Annotated in this window: 23 protein-coding genes; 18 read left to right on the forward strand and 5 right to left on the reverse strand. The window is 69.6% G+C overall.

What is annotated here, in order from left to right; genetic code table 11:
- Window positions 1–3: 3 nt before the first annotated feature.
- The 4 genes from arsC to arsH are packed head-to-tail and all read left to right on the forward strand — an operon-like array spanning window position 4 to window position 2,679.
- On the forward strand, window positions 4–429 hold the full coding sequence (gene arsC, locus IFJ75_RS04095; RefSeq protein ID WP_207931400.1) for an arsenate reductase (glutaredoxin): 426 nt from the start codon (window positions 4–6) through the stop codon (window positions 427–429).
- Window positions 426–1,511 (forward strand): ACR3 family arsenite efflux transporter, encoded by a 1,086-nt coding sequence (gene arsB, locus IFJ75_RS04100; protein WP_207931401.1) that lies wholly within the window; start codon window positions 426–428, stop codon window positions 1,509–1,511. Before arsC ends, arsB begins: the two co-directional genes overlap by 4 nt.
- Window positions 1,511–1,927, forward strand: coding sequence for a GNAT family N-acetyltransferase (locus IFJ75_RS04105; protein ID WP_207931402.1), 417 nt, complete (start codon window positions 1,511–1,513; stop codon window positions 1,925–1,927). Before arsB ends, IFJ75_RS04105 begins: the two co-directional genes overlap by 1 nt.
- Window positions 1,927–2,679, forward strand: coding sequence for an arsenical resistance protein ArsH (arsH, locus tag IFJ75_RS04110; RefSeq protein ID WP_207931403.1), 753 nt, complete (start codon window positions 1,927–1,929; stop codon window positions 2,677–2,679). The genes IFJ75_RS04105 and arsH overlap by 1 nt, the downstream gene beginning before the upstream one ends.
- 87 nt (window positions 2,680–2,766) lie before the next feature.
- On the opposite strand, the gene IFJ75_RS04115 is transcribed toward arsH, so the two are convergent.
- The 4 genes from IFJ75_RS04115 to lspA form a co-directional block, all read right to left on the reverse strand.
- Complete coding sequence (locus tag IFJ75_RS04115; RefSeq protein WP_207931404.1) at window positions 2,767–4,695, reverse strand: cytochrome c/FTR1 family iron permease; 1,929 nt, start codon at window positions 4,693–4,695, stop codon at window positions 2,767–2,769.
- 56 nt (window positions 4,696–4,751) lie between these two features.
- Window positions 4,752–5,186: a MerR family transcriptional regulator gene (locus tag IFJ75_RS04120; RefSeq protein ID WP_207931405.1), complete on the reverse strand. Its 435-nt coding sequence runs from the start codon at window positions 5,184–5,186 to the stop codon at window positions 4,752–4,754.
- 67 nt (window positions 5,187–5,253) lie between these two features.
- Entirely contained in the window at window positions 5,254–5,796 is a 543-nt protein-coding gene (locus IFJ75_RS04125) for an MAPEG family protein (protein WP_207931406.1), read from the reverse strand.
- Window positions 5,793–6,317, reverse strand: coding sequence for a signal peptidase II (gene lspA / locus IFJ75_RS04130; protein WP_207931407.1), 525 nt, complete (start codon window positions 6,315–6,317; stop codon window positions 5,793–5,795). Before lspA ends, IFJ75_RS04125 begins: the two co-directional genes overlap by 4 nt.
- A 154-nt stretch (window positions 6,318–6,471) precedes the next feature.
- On the opposite strand from lspA, the gene IFJ75_RS04135 reads away from it, so the two are divergent.
- The 12 genes from IFJ75_RS04135 to IFJ75_RS04190 all read left to right on the forward strand — a co-directional run bounded on the left by IFJ75_RS04135 (window position 6,472) and on the right by IFJ75_RS04190 (window position 19,154).
- Window positions 6,472–7,122 carry a cation transporter gene (locus tag IFJ75_RS04135; protein WP_207931408.1) on the forward strand — a complete coding sequence of 217 codons (651 nt, stop codon included), beginning with the start codon at window positions 6,472–6,474 and terminating at the stop codon, window positions 7,120–7,122.
- Window positions 7,119–7,802 (forward strand): class I SAM-dependent methyltransferase, encoded by a 684-nt coding sequence (locus IFJ75_RS04140; protein WP_225896980.1) that lies wholly within the window; start codon window positions 7,119–7,121, stop codon window positions 7,800–7,802. The genes IFJ75_RS04135 and IFJ75_RS04140 overlap by 4 nt, the downstream gene beginning before the upstream one ends.
- Before the next feature lie 68 nt (window positions 7,803–7,870).
- Window positions 7,871–8,191 (forward strand): hypothetical protein, encoded by a 321-nt coding sequence (locus tag IFJ75_RS04145; RefSeq protein WP_207931410.1) that lies wholly within the window; start codon window positions 7,871–7,873, stop codon window positions 8,189–8,191.
- A gap of 55 nt (window positions 8,192–8,246) precedes the next feature.
- Window positions 8,247–9,506, forward strand: a complete 1,260-nt coding sequence (locus IFJ75_RS04150; protein WP_207931411.1) for a TolC family protein — start codon at window positions 8,247–8,249, stop codon at window positions 9,504–9,506.
- On the forward strand, window positions 9,503–10,663 hold the full coding sequence (locus IFJ75_RS04155) for an efflux RND transporter periplasmic adaptor subunit (protein ID WP_183204362.1): 1,161 nt from the start codon (window positions 9,503–9,505) through the stop codon (window positions 10,661–10,663). Before IFJ75_RS04150 ends, IFJ75_RS04155 begins: the two co-directional genes overlap by 4 nt.
- A 3-nt stretch (window positions 10,664–10,666) precedes the next feature.
- The gene (locus IFJ75_RS04160) at window positions 10,667–13,912 is read left to right on the forward strand and encodes an efflux RND transporter permease subunit (protein ID WP_183204361.1); all 3,246 of its coding nucleotides are present in this window, start codon (window positions 10,667–10,669) and stop codon (window positions 13,910–13,912) included.
- Window positions 13,913–13,967: 55 nt separating this feature from the next.
- Window positions 13,968–14,306, forward strand: a complete 339-nt coding sequence (locus IFJ75_RS04165; RefSeq protein ID WP_183204360.1) for a DUF190 domain-containing protein — start codon at window positions 13,968–13,970, stop codon at window positions 14,304–14,306.
- Between the two features lie 10 nt (window positions 14,307–14,316).
- Complete coding sequence (locus IFJ75_RS04170) at window positions 14,317–14,919, forward strand: cation transporter (RefSeq protein ID WP_183204359.1); 603 nt, start codon at window positions 14,317–14,319, stop codon at window positions 14,917–14,919.
- Window positions 14,916–17,003 (forward strand): heavy metal translocating P-type ATPase, encoded by a 2,088-nt coding sequence (locus IFJ75_RS04175; RefSeq protein ID WP_207931412.1) that lies wholly within the window; start codon window positions 14,916–14,918, stop codon window positions 17,001–17,003. The genes IFJ75_RS04170 and IFJ75_RS04175 overlap by 4 nt, the downstream gene beginning before the upstream one ends.
- Window positions 17,000–17,443, forward strand: a complete 444-nt coding sequence (gene copM, locus IFJ75_RS04180) for a CopM family metallochaperone (RefSeq protein WP_183204358.1) — start codon at window positions 17,000–17,002, stop codon at window positions 17,441–17,443. Before IFJ75_RS04175 ends, copM begins: the two co-directional genes overlap by 4 nt.
- Window positions 17,444–17,447: 4 nt before the next feature.
- Window positions 17,448–17,870: a hypothetical protein gene (locus tag IFJ75_RS04185; RefSeq protein WP_183204357.1), complete on the forward strand. Its 423-nt coding sequence runs from the start codon at window positions 17,448–17,450 to the stop codon at window positions 17,868–17,870.
- Window positions 17,871–19,154 (forward strand): acyltransferase family protein, encoded by a 1,284-nt coding sequence (locus IFJ75_RS04190; RefSeq protein ID WP_225896981.1) that lies wholly within the window; start codon window positions 17,871–17,873, stop codon window positions 19,152–19,154.
- A 52-nt stretch (window positions 19,155–19,206) separates the two neighbouring features.
- Here the strand turns inward: IFJ75_RS04190 and IFJ75_RS04195 are convergent, their stop codons facing one another.
- Window positions 19,207–19,662 carry a DUF411 domain-containing protein gene (locus IFJ75_RS04195; RefSeq protein WP_183204356.1) on the reverse strand — a complete coding sequence of 152 codons (456 nt, stop codon included), beginning with the start codon at window positions 19,660–19,662 and terminating at the stop codon, window positions 19,207–19,209.
- A 166-nt stretch (window positions 19,663–19,828) separates the two neighbouring features.
- Here IFJ75_RS04195 and dinB point away from each other — a divergent pair, with 166 nt between their 5' ends.
- Together dinB and IFJ75_RS04205 are read left to right on the forward strand one after the other, a co-directional pair.
- Complete coding sequence (gene dinB, locus IFJ75_RS04200; RefSeq protein ID WP_183204355.1) at window positions 19,829–20,905, forward strand: DNA polymerase IV; 1,077 nt, start codon at window positions 19,829–19,831, stop codon at window positions 20,903–20,905.
- Entirely contained in the window at window positions 20,905–21,495 is a 591-nt protein-coding gene (locus IFJ75_RS04205; RefSeq protein WP_225896982.1) for an alpha-ketoglutarate-dependent dioxygenase AlkB, read from the forward strand. Before dinB ends, IFJ75_RS04205 begins: the two co-directional genes overlap by 1 nt.
- Window positions 21,496–21,514: the final 19 nt, after the last annotated feature.

The following is a 21,514-nucleotide window of genomic DNA, read 5'->3' on the forward strand; positions in this document are numbered from 1 at the left end:
CCCGTGGACATCGTCATCTATCACAACCCCGCCTGCGGGACGTCGCGCAACGCGCTTGAGCTCATTCGCCACGTCGGCATTGAGCCGCATGTCGTCGAGTATCTGAAGACGCCCCCGTCGCGCGCCATGGTCGCCTGGCTGGCCGAACGGACCGGCAAGCCGCTGCGCGATCTGTTGCGCGAGAAGGGCACGCCCTTCGCCGAACTGGGCCTCGGCGACCCGGACCTGACGGACGATCAGTTGCTCGATGCGATCGAGGCCCATCCGGTCCTGCTCAATCGCCCGATCGTCGTCAGTACTCTGGGCGTCGGCCTGTGCCGACCCTCCGAAGCCGTCCTGGACCTGCTGCCCGCCGATGATCTCAAGCCTTTCGCCAAGGAGGACGGCGAGGTCGTCATCGACGCCGCCGGACAGAGGGTGAAGCGATGATCGATACGCCCGTGACAGACGCTGCGCCGCGTCGCCTGTCCTTTCTCGACCGCTGGCTGACGCTGTGGATCTTCGCGGCCATGGGGCTCGGCGTGGCTCTGGGGACACTGGCGCCGGGCCTGCCCGCCTGGGTCGACAGCCTCTCGGTCGGCACGACCAACATCCCGATCGCCATGGGTCTGATCCTGATGATGTACCCGCCGCTGGCCAAGGTCCGATACGAGGAACTGCCGCGCGTTTTCGCCGACAAGCGGGTGCTGGCCCTGTCCCTGTTCCAGAACTGGGTGCTGGGACCGGTGCTGATGTTCGCCCTGGCGGTCATCTTCCTCCGCGATCAGCCGGAGTACATGACCGGGGTGATCCTGATCGGGCTGGCGCGCTGCATCGCCATGGTGCTGGTCTGGAACCAGCTGGCGCGCGGCGACAACCAATATGTCGCCGGTCTCGTCGCCTTCAACTCGATCTTCCAGATCCTGTTCTTCAGCCTCTACGCCTGGATCTTCCTCACCGTCCTGCCGCCCCTGTTCGGCCTGCAGGGCAGCGTGGTGGACATAAGCGTCTGGACCATCGCCGGCGCGGTGCTCGTCTACCTCGGCCTTCCCTTCCTGGCCGGCTTCCTGACCCGTCGCAGCCTGATCGCCCGCCGCGGCGCCGACTGGTACGAGCGGCGCTTTCTGCCGCGCATCGGCCCGATCACCCTGATCGCCCTGCTGTTCACCATCGTGGTCATGTTCAGCCTCAAGGGCGGGGAGGTGGTGGCCCTGCCGCTGGACGCCCTGCGCATCGCCATTCCGCTGACGATCTATTTCCTCGTCATGTTCGTGGTCAGCTTCCTCATGGGCAAGCTGATCGAAGCCGACTATCCGCGCACCACGGCCTTGGCCTTCACCGCGGCCTCGAACAATTTCGAACTGGCCATCGCGGTGGCCATCGCGGCCTTCGGCCTGACCTCGCCGGTCGCCTTCGCGGCCGTCATCGGCCCACTGGTCGAGGTGCCGGTGCTGATCCTGCTGGTGTCGGTCGCGCTGTGGATGGGCCGACGCTGGTTTCCGGACACAGCCCCGTCGGGGGACGCCGGCTGATGGTCGTCCTGCAAATCGTGGACGGGGATGACGCCGGGCTAATCGCGGCCCTGGGCGGCGAGGGCCTCCCGGAGCCCGGCGCCGGCCGCTACTTCACCGCCCGCGAACACGGCGCCCTCGCCGGATACGTCGGACTCGAAGGGGAGGGGCGGGATCTGCTGCTGCGCTCCCTGGTCGTGTTCGCCGACCGGAAGGCCCAAGGACTGGGCAGCCGCATCCTGACCGCCGTCGAAGCCGTGGCGAGGGATCTGGGCGGCGAGCGGCTTCACCTGCTCACCACGACGGCCGAGCCCTTCTTCGCCCGGCGCGGCTTCGCCGCAGCCGAGCGGGCGGCCGCACCCGTCGCGATCCGGCGAACCCGCGAGTTCGCGGACGTCTGCCCGGCGTCGGCTGCCTATCTGATCAAGGACCTGTGATGACCTTCGCCCGCCTGCGCTCGTTGCCGGACCCGGATCATCTGCCGGCCCTGGATGCGGCCTATCTGTCCGCCGATCCCGCCCGCGGCCTCGGCCCGCACGACCATGCGCCGCGGATTTTGCTCCTGTACGGGTCGCTGCGCGAGCGCTCCTATTCGCGGCTCTGCGTCGAGGAGGCGGCCCGGCTGCTGCAGCGGATGGGATGCGAGACACGCATCTTCGATCCCTCGGACCTGCCCCTGCCGGGCGCGCCGGGCGACGACGCCCACCCGGCGGTGCGCGAGCTACGCGAGCACGCCCTGTGGTCGGAGGGCATGGTCTGGTGCAGTCCGGAACGGCACGGCCAGGTGTCGGGCCTGATGAAGCTGCAGATCGACCACCTGCCGCTGAGCCTGGGGGGCATGCGCCCGACCCAAGGCCGGACCCTGGCCGTCATGCAGGTCTCGGGCGGGTCGCAGAGCTTCAACGCCGTCAACACCCTGCGCCTGCTCGGCCGCTGGATGCGGATGATCACCATCCCCAACCAGTCGAGCGTGGCCAAGGCCTTCCAGGAGTTCGACGAGGCCGGCCGGATGAAGCCCTCGGCCTACTATGAGCGCATCGTCGATGTGATGGAGGAGCTTGTGCGCTTCACCATTCTCACCCGCCCCCATGCCGCCCAACTCGTCGACCGCTATTCCGAACGCAAGGCGGCGGGCGTTCCGGTCGACGCCGCTTCCGATCTCTCATCCATCGCCATCGCCGCTCAATAGATCGCGGAACTCGCCAGGCCGGAAACGACAGCCGCTCTCGCCCCCTCAAGCCAAGCCCTACATCGCGGACGGTCGCCATCCGCCTCGCTAGGTCGGCTGGACCGCTTTCGGCGCCGAGGTCCGGGCGAAGCCGACCACGAGGATGGCGATGGTCAGAAGTTGAACCGCGACACCTTCGACCGTGGGGTAGAGGCCGAGGATCTCGATACGCGGGACCCAAGCGAGCGGATGGACATCGAGCCAGCCCGCCTCCTGCAGCGCCGCCACGCCCTTGCCGACGAGGATGACCGACAGAACCGCCATCAGGATCGAGCTCAGCGAGAAGAACCGGCCAATCGGCAGGCGTTTGCTGTAGGCCAGCAGTGCCCAGGCCACGACGGCCAGGATCGCCACCGCGGTGAGGGCCCCGGCCAGCATGCCGAGGTGGCCGCCCTGGCTCCAGATCGCCGCATAGAACAGGATGGTCTCAAACACCTCGCGGTAGACCACCACGAAGGCCAATAGGAACAGGAACCAGGCCGACCGCTTCGACAGCGCCGCGGAAAGCTTGTCGCGGATATAGGTTTGCCAGGCGTCGGCGTGCGACTTTCCGTGCATCCAGATGCCGACGGAGACGAGCACGACCGCCGCCAGAAGCGACCCGAAACCTTCGGTGAGTTCCCGGCTGGCGCCGCTGATCGAGATGAAGAAGGTCGCGGCCGCCCAGGTGGCGCCGCCGGCGACCAGCGCCGCCACCCATCCGCCGTGAACGTAGCGCAGCACCTCGGGCCGGTCGGCCTTGCGGAGGAAGGCGATCATGGCCACCACGATGAGCAACGCCTCCAGCCCCTCGCGAAGCAGGATGGTGAAGGCGCCGAGGAAGCTGGCGAGATTGTCCGCCTCCTGGGGCGCGAGCGCGCGCTCGGCCGTGTCCAGCAGGGCGTTCAGGCGGGCGACCCGGCTCGCGACCTCCTCGGCCGGAGCGCCCTTGCCGATCGAGGCGCGCAGGTCGGTCATGGCCGTCTCGACCCGACGCAGCAGGGCGCCGTCGCGGGCTCCGAGCGCCGGCTCCACCGGCTCGAAACCGTCGAGATAGGCCGACAGGGCCAGATCCGTGGCGGCCTTGCGGTCGCCCCGACGATAGGCGGCCTCGCTTTCGGCCAGACGGGTCCGGGCCAGGGTCAGGGTCGAGCCCTGCGGACGGCTCGCCGCCTCAGGATGGCGACGCAGATAGGCCGTGACCGCGCGCGCCTTGGTCTCGCCGATGCGCGTGGCCAGGTCCGCCGGCGTGGCCTGGGTGATGGCGGCCAGATCGGGATAGGCGGCGCGGATCGCCGGGTCGCTGTTCCAGAGGCGCTGGCCTTCGGCGGCTTCGGCGTCGGTAAAGGCGAAACGGCCCACATAGAAGGCCAGGGCCCAGCGATCCTCGGCCGGCAGGTGCGCGAAGCTGGCCATCGCCGTGCCGTCGAGGCCCTGGTCGATCACCTGATAGAGGCCGAACACGCTGCGCTGACGGGCCCGCTCCACGTCCGCGAACGCGATGGGGGGCGGATCGAGGCCTTCGGCGCCGGCGCCGTCGGCGCGCCCCGTCGCGCCATGACAGACCGCGCATTGCTCGGCGTAGAGCGTCGCGCCCCGGGCCAGATCGGGCGGGAAGGAGGGGGCGAGCGGGCTCGGATAGGCCGTCAGCACCGCGCCGGCCAAGGCCTTCGCCTGATCGCCCACGACGCGCGGGTCGGCCTTGTCTCGAATGGCCGCCTGCAGGGCGACCGCGTCGCGCACCAGGCCCGCCTTGGCCGGATGGGAGGGCAGAGCGTCCAGCCGCGTTCGGATCTGGCCGCCGAACTCGACCATCTCCCCGTATTCGGCCGGATTGATCACTTCGCCGTTCGCCACCGCGCCTGTGTAGTCGACCGCCACATAGTCGAGCAGTCGCCAGGCGACCTGGGCCTCGGAGGCGGACGGGGCCTGGGCGAGGGCGGGCGCGGCCAGCCCCAGGGCGAACAGCAGGGCGAGCAGACGGAACAGAGGACGCATGGGGAACCTAGTTGTGAGCGGCTCGCATTAGCATTCGAGCCGAGAGACTGTCGCGCCTAAAGCGCCGCCGCGTGATCGTGCAGGGCTTCGATCACCTTGCAGGCCGAGACCCGCCCTCCGGCGCATTCCGCCGTCATCCGGGAAAGCTCGTGCTGAAGGGCTTTGAGCTGCGCGATCTTCTGCTTCACGTCCGCGAGGTGACTCTCGGCGATGACGTTGGCTTCCGCGCAGGGCCGGTCGGGGTGATCGGACAGATCGAGCAGGGAGCGGATCGAGTCCAGGTCGAAGCCCAGTTGCCGCGCATGTCGGATGAACGACAGGCGCCGCTCCGCGCCATCGTCATACATCCGCCGATCGCTCGCGGTGCGCGGCGGGGCGGGAAGCAGCCCGATCTGCTCGTAGAACCGGATGGTCGGAACCTTGACGCCGGTGGCGGCGGCAAGCTTGCCGATCGGGCGCAGCCCGGACGAAACAGCGGAGGGCGGGGTCATCGCGCCATCATGGGTTGGAAGCCTGATGAACAGAAGCCGAAAGGCGGGAGGGTCATCTTCGACCCGATCATCGGCCAAGCGCCAGCAGAACGAGGGTGATGCCGAAGGCGCCGATCGTGGAGGCCCCGGTAAGCGCCATGCCGAAGGCGCGGGCGCCGGCGCCCCTGGCGTAGCCAATCGCGAACAGCACCCGGCCGATCAGATAGAGGGCGACCAGAACCGGCAGCAGGATCATCTCCTCGCCCTGCAGGACGGTGGCCAGGATCAGGTGGGCGCCGACCGCCAGGACGGTCTGTTCGAGGGAGTTCTGAAGCACGGCGGCCGGCACGGCGAGCCGGGCGCTGGGCGGGCCGTAGGCGGCGCCTGGTCGGTCGGCGTCCGAGCGATAACGAATGCTGGCGACGGTCCTGAGGCAGCCGCCAAGCCACAGGAACACCAGCAGATCCGCCTTCAGGGCGTAGGCGAGCCGATCGGCGGTCGCCATCCCTGCCGAGGCGCCCAGCAGCGACGGCGGAAGCCAAAGCCAGGCCAGCGCCACGGCGGCGGCGGTCAGGCCGACGGCGAGCGCCGACCGGACGCGGATGGCCTTCTGTTCGGCGGAAGGCGTCATAGCGCGCTCCGTCCCGGGATAGGCGACGAGGCCTCGCCGTTCACGCCTCGCGCCGTCAGCAGAAGCAAGCCCACGCCGCAAACAATGGCCGCATCGGCCAGGTTGAACGTGGGCCAGTGGGCGTCGCCCCAATGCAGATCGATGAAGTCGGTCACCGCGCCGAACCGGAGGCGGTCGATCAGGTTGCCGGAGGCTCCGCCGACGAGAAGGCCCGCGGCCGCCGCGGTCAGAGGGCTGCGGGTCCGCCAGATCCACGCCAGCAGCGCGCCGATGATCAGCAGGGTGACGCCGCTCAACGCCCAGCGGCCCGCGGCGCCGGCGTCGGCGAAGAGGCCGAAGGTAACGCCCGGATTGAACCCCAGCCGCAGGGCCAGGAAGGGTGTGAGGTCCACCGCGGTCTCGAGCCGGGCGCGCGCCAGCACCTTGGCGGCCTGGTCGATGGCGGCGGCCACAGCGGCAAGCGCGAGCGCCGTCGCCTGGAGAGGGCCAGGGCCGCGACGCGCCGGGAACACTGTGATCATGGGGCCTCCTGTTGCCGCTCTCTTGTGCGCCCTCTAGCTACTAGAGGATCAAGCCCTTTCTGGGGGACGATCGAGCCACGCGGGACGGTGTGCATTTTGCTCTTGATCCTCGAGCGACTGGAGGATGCATCCTCAGGATGACAGGTGGAGCTCCATGACTGAACATCCCTCATCCTCCGAACCGGCCGCCTCCAGCTGCGGCTGCGGCGCGACCGTCAAATTCGACGGCGCCACCCCGGCCTACCGCCGCATCCTGATGGCGGTGATCGCCATCAACGGCCTGGCCTTCGTGGCCATCGCCGGCGGCGCGGCCTTGCAGGGTTCGGCCTCCTTGGGCGCCAACGCCCTCGACTTCCTGGCCGACGCCGCCACTTACGGCATCAGCCTGGCCGTGATCGGCCGCTCGGTCGCCGTGCGATCCACCGCCGCCGTGGTCAAGGGCGCCAGCCTCGCGGCGCTGGCCCTGTTCATTCTGGGCTATGCGATCTGGCGCGCCACGTCCGGGGCGGCGCCGGAGGGGTTCATCATCACCGGACTGGGCGCCCTGGGCTTCTTCGCCAACGCCCTGGCCGCGCTCCTGCTGGTCCGCCATCGCGAGGGCGACGCCAATGTGCGCTCGGTCTGGCTCTGCACGCGCAACGACCTGATCCAGAGCCTGGTGGTCGCGGCGACGGGCGTGGCGGTCTGGCTGACCGCCTCCCGATGGCCCGATCTCATCGCCGGCGGCGTCCTGGCGGTGGTGTTCCTCCAGTCGGCCTGGTCGATCCTCAAACAGTCCCGCGAAGAACTGAAGGCCGCGGCGTGACGGCGAGCTTCACCCCCGCGCTCGGCCATGCGGCCCTCAGCGGCTTCTATGATCCCGCCATCGCCCTGTTGACGCGCGAACGCGTGTGGCGGGCGCGGCTGCTCGACCAGGTCGCGCCGAAGCCGGGCGAGACGATCATCGACCTCGGCTGCGGCACCGGCTCTTTCGCGGTGAGCCTGGCGCAGCGGGTGCCCGGCGCGCGCATCATCGGCCTCGATCCTGACGGCGACATCCTCAAGCGCGCGCAGGCGAAGGCTGCGGCGGCGGGCCAGGACATCCGTTTCGTCGAGGGTTTCGCCCGCGACGTCGCCACGATCCTCGGCGACGGCGTCGCGGACAAGGTCGTGTCCAGCCTGGTCTTTCATCAACTGCCGATGGAGGAAAAGCGCCGGGGACTTGCGGCCGCCTTGCGGGCGCTCAAGCCGGGCGGAACGCTGCACATCGCCGACTACGGCCGCCAGGCGGGCGCCATGCGCTTTCTGTTCCGGATCGTCCAGTCGCTGGACGGCTATGAGAACACCCAGCCGAACGCGGACGGCATTCTGCCGCGGCTGATCGCCGAAGCGGGTTTCGCCAATGTTCGAGAGTGTGAAACGCTGGCCACGCTGACCGGGTCGATCTCCTTTTATCGGGCGGAGCGATCCCTCATGGAGGCCGCGCCGCCGACGGTGCGACGATGACGCGATTGAAGCGGCGACGGATCATGGTAAGGGACCGCATGGGATTCCCTACGATCAGGCATGGACTGATGACGGCGCTGCTCGCGGCGTTCCTGTCGCTGTTCGTCCTGGTGTCCGCTGTCGATGCGGCGACCTGCGGTCCCGAAGGGCCCACGTCCTCCGCCGCCAGCTTGATCGCCGACATCCCCGGCGATGACAGTGACGGGGGCGGACCCGACAGCCACGCCATCTGCGCTCACGGCCATTGCCACCACAGCGGCATCGCTGTGCCGCAAGCATCCGAAGCGCCGATCGTGACCCATGCCGGGGCGGACCTAAACGCCCTGCCGCTGGCGGATGGCTTGCCGTCCCGCATGCCTGCCGGACCAGACCGCCCTCCCAGAGGCTGACGGGACTGCGCGCGAACGCGCGCCCTCCACGTCAACCATCCGGGAAACAGGACCTATGCCATCCCCTAATCGCCGTCTGCCGCACCCCGCGGCCGGCGCAGCCGCGATTACGCTCGCGGCGATCCTGGCCATGCTGGCCCCAGGGTCAGCCTTCGCCGAACCCGTCACCCTGGCCGAGGCGTTGTCTCGCGCCGCGGCCTCCTCGCCCACGCTGGCGGCCGCCGAAGCCGATGTCGCCGCCGCCGTCGGCCGCGCCCAACAGGCCGGGTTCCGGCCCAATCCCGAACTCGGCCTCGAGATCGAGAATTTCGCCGGCACTGGCGGCTTCTCCGGCGTCGATGACGCCGAAAGCACCCTGAGCGTCGGCCAGCGGTTCGAACTCGGCGGCAAGCGGCCCGCACGCGAGCGCGCCGCCCAGGCCGAGGTGGACGCCGCCCGGCTGCGCCTCGCGGTCGCGCGGGCGGACCTGGAACAACAGGTGCGTGACGCCTACGCCGAGGCCTATGCGGACAGCCGCCGGGTCGAACTGGCCCGCGATCAGTTCATGCGCGCCGATAACCTTCAGACGATCGCCACCGAACTGGTCGACGCCGGCCGCGAACCGCCGTTGCGGGCTCTGCGAGCGCGCACCGCCGCCCTGGAAGCGGTCGGACGGGTTCGCGCGGCTGAAGCCGAGTACGCTGAAGCCCAGCGGGCGCTCGCCGCCCTGTGGGGCGGCGGTGAAGAGCTGCCCGAACCGACCGCCGCTGAGACCCCAGCGGCGCCGAGCTCGGTCATCGACCCGGCCAGCGCGCTCGACGTGCGTCTCGCCGAGGCGGAGGTGGCCACCTCGGTCGCCGTCGTCGAGCGGGAGCGGACCCTGTCCCGTCCCGATGTGACCGTCAGCGTCGGCGCCCGCCAGTTCCGGGGCACGGACGACACGGCTCTGGTGTTCGGCGCCTCCATGCCGATCGGTCTGTTCGACCGGAACCAGGGCAATATCGTCGCCGCCAACGCCGAGCGGACCGGAGCCGAGGCCCGCCGTAACGCCGCCCTCGCCGGCGCGATCCGGCGGACCCGCGACGCCCAGGCCGCGCTGCGCACGGCCGAAGCCCAGTTGGCCTTCCTCGAAACCCAGGCCGAACCCGAAGCGATCGAGGCCGTGCGCATCGCGCGTGAAGGCTTCTCGGCCGGCCGCTTCACCCTGCTGGACGTGCTGGACGCCGAAGAGGCGCTCAACACCGTTCAGGCCGACATGATCACCGCCGAGCTGGAGCGGGCGCAAGCCGTCGCCGCCCTGACGCGCGCCACCGAAACCGAAGGATCCGCCCAATGAAGAGATTGACCAACCAGCAACGCCTGCTCGGCGGCGCGGCGGCGGCCGTGATCGTCCTCGGCGGCGGGTTCGCCGTCTGGAGCATGACGCGTGGTCCGGAAGCGCCGGCGGAAGCCGCGGCGGAAGCCGAAGAAGAACACGGCGCCGGCGAGGCCCTGGAGATGGACGCCGCCCGCATTCAGGCGGCCGGCATCATCCTCGCGCCCGTCGGCAGCGGTTCGCTGAGCGCCGAGATCGTGGCCCAGGGCACCGTCGTGGGCACGCCCCAAGGCGAGGCCGTGCTCGCGGCCCGCGCCGACGGCGTGATCACCGGCGTCTCACTGCGCCTCGGCGACAGCGTGCGCGCCGGCCAGACCGTGGCCCTGATCGAGAGCCGCGAGGCCTCCTCCATCGCCGCCGAACGGGCGACCGCCCAGGCCCGGTTGACCGCGGCCCGGCAGGCGCTCGCCCGCGAGCAGCGGCTGTTCGACTCGCAGATCACCGCGCGACAGGATCTCGAAGCCGCCCAGACCGTCCTGGCGGAGGCCGAGGCGGAAGCGCGCCGGACTTCGTCCGCTGCCGCCGCCGCCCGGGTCTCCGGCGACGGCCGCAGCACCGGGGTCGTCAGCCCGATCAGCGGGCGAGTGACTGTGTCCAATGCGACGCTCGGCGCCTTCGTCACGGCCGGGACCGAACTGTTCCGGGTCGCCAACGCCAGCCAGATCGAGGTCCAGGCCTCGGTCTCCGCTGACGACGCGGGGCGGATCGCTCCAGGCGACCGGGCCAGCATCACCCTGCCGGAAGGCGAGGTCCAGGCCACGGTGCGGTCGATCACCCCGGGGGTGGACGCGGAAAGCCGCGCCGCCACCGTCCTGCTCACCGTGTCCGGCGTGGGAGGCTTGCGCCCCGGCCAGGCCATCGCCGTGCGGATCTACACCCGCGACGCTCAGACCTCCGCCGGCGTTTCGGTGCCCGAGGAAGCCATCCAGACCGTCGAAGGCCGCGAAGTGGTCTTCGTCAGAACGGCGACGGGCTTCAACCCCGTGCCGGTCATCGTCGGCCAGCGCAGCGCCGGCCGGGCCCAGATCACCTCCGGCCTGACGGCGGGGCAGACCGTGGCCACCCGCAACGCCTTCCTTCTGAAGGCCGCGCTCGGCGCCGGCGAAGTGGAGCACTAGCCCATGATCGCCAACCTCATGGCCCTGTCGGTGCGGGCGCGATGGATGATCATCGCCCTCGTGCTGCTCGTCTCCACCTACGGCGCCTGGCAGCTGACACAGCTGCCCATCGACGCCGTGCCCGACATCACCAACAACCAGGTGCAGATCAACACCTCCGACGCCTCGCTCTCCCCCGTCGAGATCGAGAAGCGCGTCACCTTCCCGGTCGAGACGGCCATGGCCGGCATCCCCGGCCTGCAGTCCACCCGGTCCCTGTCGCGCAACGGCTTCTCGCAGGTCACGGTGATCTTCGAGGAGAACGTCGACCTCTATTTCGCGCGGCAACAGGTCAGCGAGCGCCTCGTCCAGGCCCAGGAAAGCCTGCCAGAGGGCGTCCAGCCCCAGATCGGACCGGTCACCACCGGTCTGGGCGAAGTCTTCATGTACGCCATCGACTTCACCAACCCGGGCGGGCGAGGCGCGACCGTGCGTAACGGCCAGCCGGGCTGGCAGTCCGACGGGTCGTTCCTGACCCCGGAAGGCGACCGCCTGACCGACGACATCTCCCGCGCGGCCTATCTCCGGACCGTGCAGGACTGGATCATCGCGCCGCAGCTGCGGACGGTGAACGGCGTGGCCGGCGTCGACACCATCGGCGGCTTCGAGAAACAGTATGTCGTCGAACCCGACCCGACCCGCTTGGCCCAGTACGGCGTCTCCTTCAGCGAACTGGCCGCCGGTCTGGAATCCGCCAACCTCTCCGTCGGCGCCAATTTCGTCGAGCGGGGCGGCGAGGCCTATCTGGTGCGGGCCGACGCCCGTATCCGCAGCCTGAGCCAGATTGAGGAAGCCATCGTCGCCACCCGTGGCGGCGTGCCCGTCGCCGTTCGCGACGTCGCCGCCGTCCGTCTCGGTGGGGACCTGCGCACCGGCGGGGCCACCATGAACGGCCACGAGGTCGTCATCGGCACCACCCTGATGCTGATCGGCGAGAACAGCCGCACGGTCGCCCGTTCGGTCGGCGAACAGCTGGAGACGACCGTTCGGTCTCTCCCGCCGGGGATCAAGGTGACCCCCGTCCTCGACCGGTCCAAACTGGTCAACGCCACCATCTCCACCGTTCAGCGCAACCTGATCGAGGGCGCCATCCTCGTGGCGGTGGCTCTGTTCCTGCTCCTGGGCAATGTCCGCGCCGCCCTGATCGCGGTGGCGATCATCCCGATCTCCTTCTTCATGACCGCCATCGGCATGAACTTCATGGGGGTGTCGGGCAATCTGATGAGCCTGGGGGCGCTCGACTTCGGCCTCATCGTCGACGGCTCGGTGATCATCATCGAGAACTGCCTGCGGCGGCTGGCCGAGCGCCAACACCACGAGGGCCGGTTGCTGAGCCTGCGCGAGCGGCTCGAGGAAACAACCATCGCCACCCAGGAGATGATCAAGCCGACCGTCTACGGCCAGGCCATCATCCTGCTGGTCTTCGCGCCGCTGCTCACCTTCCAGGGCGTCGAGGGCAAGACCTTCTCGCCCATGGCCATCACCCTGATGCTGGCCCTGGTCGCGGCCTTCATCCTGTCCATCACCTTCATCCCGGCGATGGTCGCCCTGGTGATGCGCAACAAGGTCTCCGAAAAGGACGTCTTCGTCATTCGCTGGATCAAGGCGAAGTACGAGCCTGTGCTGCGTCAGGCCGTGGCCCGGCCCTGGCCCTTCGTGGGCGGCGGTCTGGCCCTGTTCGCCGTCGCCGGGGTGATCTTCACCATGCTGGGACAGGAGTTCATCCCGACACTGGACGAACGCAACCTCGCCATGGCCTCCCAACGGGTGCCCTCCACGGCGGTGGAGCAGTCGATCCGCATGCAGCGGGGCGTGGAGAGCGCGATCATCGCCTTGCCCGAGGTCGAGCTGATGTTCTCCAAGACCGGCACCGCCGAGGTGGCCACCGATCCGATGCCGCCCAACATCTCGGACGGCTTCATCATCCTCAAGCCGCAGGACCAGTGGCCGGACGGGGTGAACACCAAGGAAGACGTGATCGAACGCATCGAGGCCGCGGCGGCGGGCCAAGTCGGCAACGGCTATGAGCTCAGCCAGCCGATCGAGTTGCGGTTCAACGAACTGATCGCCGGCGTCCGCGGCGACGTCGCCATCAAGATCTATGGCGACGATCTCGACAAGCTGACGGCCACGGCCAACCGGATCGCGGCCCAGCTGAACGCCACGCCGGGCGCGGCCGACGTCAAGGTCGAACAGACCGACGGCGCGCCGTCTCTGGACGTGACCTTCGACCGGGCCGCCATCGCGCGGTTCGGCCTGACGGTGGAGGAGGTGGCCGACACGGTCGCCGCCGCCATGGGCGGGCGTGAGGCCGGGCAGCTGTTCGAAGGCGACCGCCGCTTCGACGTGGTGGTCCGCGTGCCCAACGCCAGCCGACACGACCTCGACGCCCTCGGCGCCATCCCTGTGATGTTGCCGGAAGCGGAGGGCCGCACACGGGCGTCCGTCCCGTTGCGGCAGGTGGCGTCGTTCCGCTTCGCCGAGGGGCTGAACCAGATCAGCCGCGAGAACGGCAAGCGTCGCGTCGTGGTCCAGGCCAACGTCCGCGGCCGCGACGTCGGGTCGTTCGTCCGGGAGGCCATGCCCAAGGTGGAGACGGTCGCCTTGCCGGCCGGCTCCTGGATCGAGTGGGGCGGCCAATTCCAGAACCTCAAGGCGGCCTCCGACCGCCTGTCGCTGGTCGTGCCGATCTGCTTCCTGGCCATCTTCGCGGTGCTCTTCCTCGCCGTGGGGACGTTCGGGCGGGCGGTGGCGGTCTTCCTCACCGTGCCGCTCGGTCTGGCGGGCGGCGTCTTCGCCCTGGCCCTCACCGGCATCTCCTTCTCGGTGTCGGCGGCGGTGGGCTTTATCTGCCTCGCCGGGGTCGCGGTGCTGAACGGCCTGGTGGTGATGTCGTCGATCCGGCAACGGCTCGACGCCGGAATGGAGCTCTCCCGCTCCATCATCGAGGGCTGCATGGAGCGGGTGCGGCCGGTCATCATGACCGGCCTGGTCCCGGCCATCGGCTTCGTGCCCATGGCCCTGGCCCACGGCACCGGCGCCGAGGTGCAGAAGCCCCTGGCCATGGTCGTCATCGGCGGCTTGGTCACCGCAACCCTGCTGACGCTGCTCGTCCTGCCGGCGATGAGCCGGCTGGTCCTCGGCCTGACCGAGGGACGGCGTCCCAAGCCCACCGACGCGCCGGCCGGCGAACCGGTTCCGGCGGAATAGTCCCGGTCCCCGCCGTCGCGTCGGCGGCGGGGATCTCCCTTTTCAGGAGGCGATCATGTCCGACCCCATCAAACTGATGCGCATCTACACCGACGAGGCCGCCTATTTCGGCGATCGCAAGGTCTTCGAAATCGTGGCCGAGCGGGCCCGGTCCGCCGGTCTGGCCGGCGGGACCGTGCTGCAGGCCCTCGTCGGCTTCGGCCACACCCCGCACCTGCATCGCCGTCACGTCCTCGACGACGACCAATCCCTCATCGTGGAACTGCTCGATCATGAGTCCAAGCTGAGGGGTTTCCTTGAAACCCTCTCCGACCTCGAACACCTCGGCCCGGTCACGCTCGAGGCGGTCGAGGTCCTGCGTTGGCCCAACCCCGCTCCGGCGGACGCCGACTAGGAGAGCGGCTTTGACGGCTCGCGATCAAACCGAACGTCAGCAGCGTCGCACGCTGTTGACGGTCCTCGCGCTCAACGCCGGACTGGCGGGTGCGCTCGGCGTCGGCGGCGTCACCGCCGATTCCAGCGCCTTGCTCGCCAACGCCGTCGACAATGCATCCGACGCCGCCGTCTATCTGATCAGCTTCCTGGCGATCGGTCGGGACGGGTCGTGGAAGCGGGGCGCGGCCCGTCTGTCCGGGATCATGCTGCTGATCTTCGCCGCCGGCGTCCTGCTCGACGCCGGGCGCCGGTTCCTCGTCGGAACAGAGCCGATCGGCCCGACCATGATGGGGCTGGCCGTGGTCGCCGCCGTCGTCAATCTTATCTGCCTGCACCTGATCCGTCGCCAGAACAGCGGCGACGTCAACATGAAGGCGGCCGAAACCTTCAGCTTCAACGACTTCGCCTCGAACGGCGGCATCCTCGTCGCCGGAGGACTGGTGATGTGGCTGGACCAGGCTTGGCCCGACCTGGTTGTCGGCGTGCTGGTCGCCGCCATCGCCGCCAAGGGTGGGGTCGAAATCCTGCGCGACGCAGCTCGCGCCAAATCCGACAAGGAGAGCGGCGTATGACGTCGACACATTCGTCCGAAGAGCAGACCAAGGCCGCAGACCACGGTCCCGGAGATGGCCACGATCACGGCCATGGCGGCATCCTCGGTCCCAACACCGAGGTGATCTTCGCGCTCTCGTCGGGCGCAGCCTTGGGTGTGGGGTTCGCGCTGGAGAAGCTCGCGCCGGGCGTCCCGACCTGGATCCCGCTCGCGCTCTACCTTGTCGCCTACGCGTTCGGCGGCTTCTTCACCGTCCGCGAGGCGGTCCAGAACCTCCTGCAGAAGCGGTTCGAGATCGATACCCTGATGCTCGTCGCCGCCGCAGGCGCGGCGGCGCTCGGTGCCTGGGCCGAAGGCGCGCTCTTGCTGTTTCTGTTCAGCATCGGTCATGCGCTTGAGCACTACGCCATGGGGCGGGCCAAACGGGCGATCGAGGCCTTGGCGGATCTGGCGCCCCGGACCGCCCACGTGCGGCGTGACGGGCAGGTCGTCGAACTGCCGGTCGAAGAACTGCTGGTCGGCGATACCGTGGTGGTGCGTCCGAACGAGCGCCTTCCGGCCGACGGCTTCGTCGTGGTGGGAACGACAAGCATCAATCAGGCCCCGGTGACCGGCGAGAGCATGCCGGTGGACAAGCAGCCGGTCCCGGACGCCGCCGCGGCGCGCGAGCGGCCGGCCCAGGTCGGATCGGCGTCCCTCGTCTTCGCGGGCACCATCAACGGCGCGGGTGCGATCGAGATCGAGACCACCCGCAAATCGAGCGACACCACCCTAGCCAAGGTGGTCCGGATGGTGAGCGAGGCCGAGACCCAGAAGTCGCCGACCCAGCGCTTCACGGACAGGTTCGAGCGTATCTTCGTACCCGTCGTCCTGGGCTTGGCCTTCGTGTTGTTGTTCGCCTGGGTGGTGGTCGATGAGCCGTTCCGCGACAGCTTCTATCGCGCCATGGCCGTCCTGGTCGCCGCGAGCCCTTGCGCGCTCGCCATCGCTACCCCGAGCGCGGTCCTGTCGGGCGTCGCCCGTGCGGCGCGCGCGGGTGTTCTGATCAAGGGCGGCGCGCCGTTGGAGAATCTGGGCTCGCTCAACGCCATCGCCTTCGACAAGACCGGGACCCTGACCGAGGGTCGGCCCCGGATCACCGACGTCATGCCGGTGCGCGGGACGACGGAAGCCGACCTCCTCGCGATCGCGGTCGCCGTCGAGCGGCTCAGCGACCATCCGCTCGCGGAAGCGATCGCCCGCGACGGCTCTGAACGGCTGGGCGATACCGCGCTCGTGGCCGCGACCGAGCTCAAGAGCCTGACCGGCAAGGGGGTGACGGCCCAACACGGCGGCGAGACGATCTGGATCGGCAAGCCCGAGATGTTCGGGGCCGACGGCGTGGCGGGTCTCGACGACGAGACGACGGCCGTCGTCGCGCAACTGCGCGAGCAAGGGCGGACCCTGATGGTGGTGCGGCGCGGGACGCGAGACCTCGGTGTCATCGGCCTGCTCGACACGCCCCGGGTTGCGGCCGGGCCGGCGCTCGCCGCGCTGCGGGCCCTCGGCGTCCAGCGCATGATTATGATCTCGGGCGATCACCAGAAGGCCGCCCAGGCCATCGCGGAGCAGGTCGGGCTGACCGAGGCGTGGGGCGATCTCATGCCGGAGGACAAGGTCGACGCCATCAAGAAACTCCGCGCGGACGGCAAGATCGCCATGGTGGGCGACGGCGTGAACGACGCCCCCGCCATGGCCACGGCCACGGTCGGCATCGCCATGGGCGCGGCCGGGTCCGATGTCGCTCTGGAGACCGCGGATGTCGCCCTGATGTCCGACGATCTGGCGCAACTGCCGTTCACGGTCGGCCTTAGCCGGCAGACCCGCCGGATCATCCTCCAGAACCTCTATGTGAGCCTCGGCGTGGTCGCCTTCCTGGTGCCGGCGACCATCCTCGGCCTTGGCATCGGCCCCGCCGTGGCGCTCCACGAAGGCTCGACCCTGCTGGTGGTGTTCAACGCCCTTCGGCTGCTTGCCTACCGCGATCCGGCCCGGACGGCCGTCTCAACCGCAATCCCGGCGGGCCCTGCGGCCTCTCCGGCGCTCTCGAGGACATCGATATGAAACGGATCGGATGGGCCTCCGTCATCGCCGTCTTTCTCGCCCTGTCGGCCTTCGCCTTCGGCATGATCTCGCGGCAGGCCCGCGACGTCCCCGATCGGGGCCCGGCCGTGGACGCGCGTCCGATCGACACCGGGGCGAGCCACGCCGGAGGACCGGCCGACAACCCCTCGACGGCGGCCTATCGTGAAGCGAGCGCCCAGATGCACGCGGCCATGAGTATCGACTACACGGGCGACCCCGACATCGACTTCCTGCGCGGCATGATCGCTCACCATGAAGGCGCCCTCGCCATGGCGAAGATCGCCGTCGAGCACGGGGAGGCCCGGGACGTCCGCAATCTGGCCGAGGAGATCATCGCCGCGCAGGACGCCGAAATCGTCCGGATGAAGGTAATGCTTGCCCGCCACGAGGACGCCCCGGTCCCCGCCGGAAGGCCCTGAGTCAGTGGCGGGCAAGCGCTTCACCGTCCGAAGTCGCGACATTCGCTGGCGCGAGGGCCGCTACGGCAAGCGACGGCGATCGCCGTTGTTGAGCCGCCCGCCGAGACCGCGGCCCGTCCTTGATGTGGTGATCGCGCTCGTCGCCAGCCTGATCGCAGGGGGACTCGTGCTCTGCATGGCCTTCCTGCTGCTTGGCTCCTACGGCTTGCCCCTTCATCTGGGGTATGGCGTCATCCTCGCCGGCGTGACCCTCTGCAGCCTGCTGATGGGCCCGCGCGACCGGGGAGGGGTGATGATCACGGCCGGTCTGGCGCTCGTCTGGATCCTGGGAACGGCGAGCCTCTACGTCGTTCGGGACGCTATTCATCTCCGCCCCCACGAACACCGCAAGCCGGCGGCGGTGGTCTTCGGTCGGGAGCCGTCCTGAATGCCGGAGCCTGCCGCGCTTGCGCCGTCGCCTCGTCCCGTCCGGATTGCGCGGGGCGGATGGCTGGACGCGCTGCGCTTCATCGTCGGGGCGCTGATCATCCTCTACCATTTCCGCGAGGCCTCGCCGGTCCCGCTGCCGCAACTGCATCCGGTGTTCGACCGGGGCTATCTGCTCACCGACTTCTTCATCATCGACTCCGGCTATGTCCTGGCCCGCATCTACGGCGACCGGCTCGCCGCCGGCCAGGCCTCGCTGCGCGCCTATGCCCGTCAGCGGCTGCTTAGGGTCATTCCGGCCCATTTGGCCGTCAGCCTCGTGCTCGTGGCCATCGTCGGAGCCGCCGCCCTGGCGGGGATCACGCCGAGCAATCCGCGATGGTTCGACTGGTCGCAGCTGCCCGCGCAGGTGCTGCTGGTCCAGGCCTATGGCGTGCCGGGCGGGCAGGGGTGGAACGCCCCGACCTGGACCCTCTCGGCCCTGATCGGCTGCTATCTGCTGTTGCCCTGGATCTGCCGCGCCCTGTGGCGCTGGCCGCCGGTCGTCGTCGTGTTCGGCGCGACGGTCCTGGTCCTCGCCGCTGACGTCGCCGCCTCGCTCTGGCTCGGCGATCCGATCTACCGCCTGCCGATGCGCTACGGCATCCTGCGCGCCCTGCCGCTGTTCCTGCTCGGGGTCGCGGCGGCCTTCTACGGCGCGCGGGTCTATGTCGGGCCGCGCCTGGCCGGAGCGATCGGCGTCGCAGCCGCCGTCACGCTCATCCTGTTCCAGGCCTTCGGCGCCTTCAGCCTGCTGTCGCTGGGCCTGATGACCGTGATCATCTGGGCCGCCGGCGCCGTGCCGGTGCGCAGTCCCTCACGGCTGATCGAGCATCTGGCCCTGATGTCGTTCTCGATGTTCCTGACCAATGAGGTGAGCCGCATCGTCTGGTTCGGCCTGCTCGACGCCCTGGGCCAGGAGGCCTGGTCGTCCGGCGTTCGCTGGGTCCTGTGGGCCGTCGGCTTCGTCGGGGCCTTCGTGGCGGCGGCGGTCTTCCGGTACGGCTTCGACCGCCCGGTGCAGGTCTGGCTCAATCCGTCCAGCGCCGCGTCGAATCGCGAGCGGGTCGGCATCGAGGCTGATCCGGTCACGCCTGCGGCCCGGCCAAAGCTTCATATGACGGGCAGGGGGCTCAGCCCGGCCGAGTACCGCGCCCAGCATGGCGGTCACCCGCATCAGGCTGACTTTTCGCGCAGCGCCGATGGCGGCGACGGCAGGACGGTGGACGGGAACGAGGCGGACTGACCCGACCGGCCGTGAACCGGTCGCCTGACGACCTCCGCCGGCCTGTCGGGCGTCAGGCGCCGTTGTGCCGGCCGAACACGCGGGTGGAGCCGTCGTTGAGGATCAGGACAGTCGTATAGGGTTCGCGCCCGGCGGCCTCCATGCCCGGCGAGCCCGCGGGCATGCCGGGCGCGCTCAACGCCCGGGCGGCCGGACGCTCGCTGAGCAGCCGGTCGACGTCGTCGGCCGGAACATGGCCCTCGATGGCGTAGGCGCCGACCACCGCCGTGTGACAGGAGGCCAGCCGGTCGGGAATGCCATGCTGGGCCCGGATCGGTGCCAGGTCCTCGCGCTCGACGACCTCGACGGTCCAGCCGGCCTGACGCATGTGGGCGATCCACCCGCCGCAGCAGCCGCACCAGGGGGTCTTGTACGCGGTCATCCGCTTCGACGGCGTGGCGAGGGCCGGGCCGGCGAGGGCGGTCAGGGAGAGGCCGACCAGCAGGGCGCGGCGGGAAGGACGGGTCATGGGCGGCGATCCGGATGCTGCGGCGAAGACGGACACCCTAGACTGATGACCGCCGCGCCGCGAAACGACCCGGTGTCACAGGAGGCGACTGCCGCCAAGCGGCGCAGGCGATAGGGACATGGGGTGTGTGTGTTCCCTTTCTGTTCCGATCTTGGTACAGCGGGATATGAGCGACGGGCCGGTTCGCAAGATCATCCACGTGGACATGGACGCCTTCTTCGCCTCGGTGGAGCAGCGCGACGACCCGGCTTTGCGCGGGCGGCCGGTGGCGGTGGGGTACGCCGCCCAGCGTGGCGTCGTGGCGGCGGCCAGCTATGAGGCGCGGGTCTTCGGCGTGCGTTCGGCCATGCCCTCGACCACGGCCTTGCGCCAGTGCCCGGGCCTCGTCTTCGTCCCGCCCCGGTTCGAGGTGTATCGCGCCGTCTCCAAACAGATCCAGGCGATCTTCGCGGACTACACGCCTCTGGTGGAGCCGTTGTCCCTGGACGAGGCCTATCTCGACGTCACCGACAACCTGCGCGGCCTGCCGACCGCCTCGGAGACCGCCGTCGAAATCCGGGCCCGGATCCTGGAGGAGACCGGCCTGACGGCGTCGGCCGGGATTTCCTACAACAAATTCCTGGCCAAGCTGGCTTCCGACCAGCGCAAGCCGAACGGCCAGTTCGTGGTGCCGCCCGGTCGGGGCGAGGCCTTCGTCCAGACCCTGCCGGTGAAACGCTTCCATGGGGTCGGGCCGGTGACCGCCGCCAAGATGAGCCGGCTGGGCATCGAGACCGGCGAGGACCTGCGGCACCAATCCCTAACCTTCCTGCAACAGCATTTCGGCAAGTCCGGCCCCTGGTACTACGCCATCTCGCGAGGCGAGGATCATCGCGCGGTGAATCCGAACCGCGAGCGCAAATCGTCCGGATCGGAGACGACCTTCGGAAGCGACCTGACCGATCCCTCGGCGATCGAGGCCGGTGTTATCGCCATGGCGGGCGATGTCTGGGGCTGGTGCGAGAAATCGGACGCATACGGGCGCACGGTGACGGTGAAGGTCAAATGGGCCGACTTCCAGCAGTCCACCCGCAGCCGTTCCTTTCCGGAGCCGGTGACGTCCAGGGAGCGGCTGGAAGAGATCAGCCTGCTGCTGGTCCGCTCCCTCTATCCGCCCGCCAAGGGCATCCGCCTGGTCGGCGTCAGCCTGTCCAACTTCAAGGCGCCGGCGGTCTCGGCGTCCGATCAACTCGCCCTGGCCTGATGGGTGTGCAGGCAGACCTCTTCGGCGAGCCGGTCGCCACCGGGCCCGCCGCCCCGGCCGGGTTCCGCTACTGGCCCGATCTCCTTTCAGAGGACGAGCAGGCGAGGGTGGTGCGCGCGCTTCAGGCCTTGTCCTTCAAGCCCTACGAGCACCTCGGCTATCTCGGCAACCGTCGCATCGCCGCATTCGGGCGGCGCTATGATCTGGCGCGCCAGGCGTTGGAGGCGGCCGAGCCTTGGCCGGCGTTCCTGCAGGAGCTGCTAGGCCAGTTGACCGACCGGGCCGGTCTGCCGGCGGAGGATTTCGTTCAGGCGCTGGTCAACGAATATCAACCCGGCGCCGGGATCGGCTGGCACAGGGACCGGCCCGTGTATGGCCGGATCCTCGGGGTCTCGCTGCTCTCGCCCAGCATCATGCGTCTCAGGCAGAAGCGCGGCGCCGGCTGGACGCGGGCCGGCGCGCCGCTCGCGCCGGGCTCGGCCTACCTGCTGTCGGGCGAGGTGCGCCGGGACTGGGAGCATTCGATCACGCCGATGACCGCGCTGCGCTATTCGATCACCTTCCGGACGCTGGCGTGCTTAACGCCCTGATCCCCGCATATCAGGCGCA

It is taken from the genome of Brevundimonas goettingensis, from assembly GCF_017487405.1.
GTDB classification, from domain to species: Bacteria; Pseudomonadota; Alphaproteobacteria; order Caulobacterales; family Caulobacteraceae; genus Brevundimonas; species Brevundimonas goettingensis.